At 59.7% G+C, this 2,254-nt stretch carries 2 protein-coding genes; one reads left to right on the forward strand and one right to left on the reverse strand.

Translation table 11 applies throughout. The annotated features are described in order from the left end of the window. The coding region (locus ABYW26_RS13600) for an MORN repeat-containing protein (protein WP_372605448.1) at positions 1–854 on the forward strand (854 nt) is incomplete at its 5' end. Between the two features lie 17 nt (positions 855–871). Here ABYW26_RS13600 and ABYW26_RS13605 read toward each other — a convergent pair. Next, positions 872–2,146 carry an NAD(P)/FAD-dependent oxidoreductase gene (locus ABYW26_RS13605; protein WP_372605449.1) on the reverse strand — a complete coding sequence of 425 codons (1,275 nt, stop codon included), beginning with the start codon at positions 2,144–2,146 and terminating at the stop codon, positions 872–874. Positions 2,147–2,254 lie beyond the last annotated feature (108 nt).

Below are 2,254 nucleotides of genomic sequence, written 5' to 3' on the forward strand. Positions count from 1 at the left end.
AGGGGTCGCTGACCATGCCCGACGGGCTGACCTATACCGGCGCGTGGAAGGCCGACCAGATCAACGGTCTGGGTAAGCTGACGCAATCCAACGGTGACGTTTACGAGGGCCTTCTGGTCGAAGGCGAACGCCACGGCGCGGGCAAAGTGACCTTTGCCAATGGCGATATCTATGAGGGCGCCTTCGTCCATGACCAGCGTCAGGGCAAAGGCACGTTCCGCGGCGCTGATGGCTATTTCTACGAAGGCGACTGGGTGGCGGGCCGCATTCAGGGCATCGGCCGGGTAAGTTATCCCGATGGCTCGGTCTATGAGGGCCAGTTCGCTGACGATCTGGCCGATGGCGCGGGCAAGATCACCTATCCCGATGGCTCGACCTATGAGGGCGACTGGGTCGCCGGCATCATCGAAGGCACCGGCACCGCGCAATATGCCAGCGGGCTGGTCTACAAGGGCGCGTGGAAAGACGCGCTGTTCGATGGGCAGGGCACGATGACCTATTCCGATGGCTATACCTATACCGGGTCATGGGAAAAGGGTCTGCGCGCCGGGGCGGGCAAGGCGGTCTATGCCGATGGCACGGTTTACGAGGGCAATTTCGTCGCCGGTCAGCGCGAAGGCCTTGGCAAGATGACCATGCCTGACGGGTTCTCGTATGACGGCGAATGGCTGGCGGGCGAGTTCCACGGCAAGGGCGTGGCCACCTATGCGAATGGCGATGTCTATGAGGGCATGTTCGCGGGTGGCAAACGTCAGGGCGAAGGCACGGTGCGCTTTGCCGATGGCACCGTCGAAAGCGGCACATGGGCCAACAATGTCCGCACCTCAAAAGGCGCGACGGGCAGCGCCGAATAACGCTGCCCGCCGGTTGATCAATTCTCTTTCAGCTTGGTGATCTTCATCATCCGCATGATGAATTTCTCGTAGAACGGCTCGCTGACGCCAGTGCGCACCTTGCGCATGAAATACCATTCAAACGCCAGCTTGGCCCAATGCACCCACCGGCCTTGCGAGGTCCAGTTGACGTTGCGCGGCGGGTTTTGCGGCATGGCAAGGAAAGCCGCGCCCCGGTCACCGAAATCTGCCAGACACAGCGCGTTCCACGTGGCGATCTCTTTCGGCTCTTTGCCCTTCATGATCAGCGGAATGTTATGCGCGGTCGCGGTCACCATGCTTTCGATCATAAAGCCGGTTTTCGGCACGCCGGTCGGCACCGGAGTCGCCACCGGCGGCGCGATGGCGATACAGACGCCGATGCCAAAGATGTTCTGGTATTTCGGGTTGCGCTGATATTCGTCGACGATGACAAACCCGCGCGGGTTCACCAGACCGTCAATGCCGCGCAGCGCCGGGATGCCGCGGAAGGCCGGCAGCATCATCGAATACTTGAACGGCAGGGCATGCTGTTTCTTTTCGCTGCCATCCTCGTTCACTTCGGTCACATGCACGGTGCCATCTTCGAACTTGTTCACCTTGGCATTGGTGATCCAGTTCATGTCGCGGTCGCGCATGATGCTTTCCAGCATACCCTTGGTGTCCCCGACCCCGCCAAGGCCCAGATGGCCGACATAGGGTTCCGAGGTGACAAAGGTCATCGGCACCTTGTCGCGGATCTTGCGGCGGCGCAGATCGGTGTCGATGGTCATGGCGTATTCATAGGCCGGACCAAAGCACGATGCGCCCTGAACCGCGCCGACCACGATCGGGCCGGGATCGGCGCAGAAGTCGTCCCAGTTGTCGCCCGACACTTCGGCATGTTCGATATGGCAGACCGAGTTGGTATAGCCATCGGGGCCAAAACCCTCGATCTCGTCAAAGGCCAGTTCGGGGCCGGTGGCGATGACCAGATAGTCGTAGGACACTTCCTTGCCGCTATCGAGGATGATCTTGTTCTCATCCGGCAGCAGTTGCTTGGCGCCGTCGCAGATAAAGTCGATCTTGCGCTTTTTCATCACCGGAGCCAGCTCGACCGTGATGTCTTTCTTTTTACGCCAGCCAACACCGGCCCACGGGTTGGACGGGGTAAACTGGAAATAGGGCTTGTTGGAGATCACGGTAACCGTGTCGCCCTTGCCCAGCGTCTCTTTCAGTTCATAGGCCTGAATGGTGCCACCCAACCCTGCCCCCAAAACGACGACATGCGCCATGATCGGTATCCTCCACAACCTGCGGAACAAGGGAATCCTGCCGCATTTATCAAGCAGGCTATTATACATTCACCGAACCGAATTTGATCTATGTCAAACTTGGCGGCC

Origin of the sequence: Actibacterium sp., from assembly GCF_041584535.1 — a bacterium.
GTDB lineage: Bacteria > Pseudomonadota > Alphaproteobacteria > Rhodobacterales > Rhodobacteraceae > Actibacterium_D.

What these genes read in the sequence shown, in the direction of transcription:
- ABYW26_RS13605 (WP_372605449.1), bottom strand. Translation starts at nt 2,146, where the DNA reads ATGGCGCATGTCGTCGTTTTGGGGGCAGGGTTGGGTGGCACCATTCAG.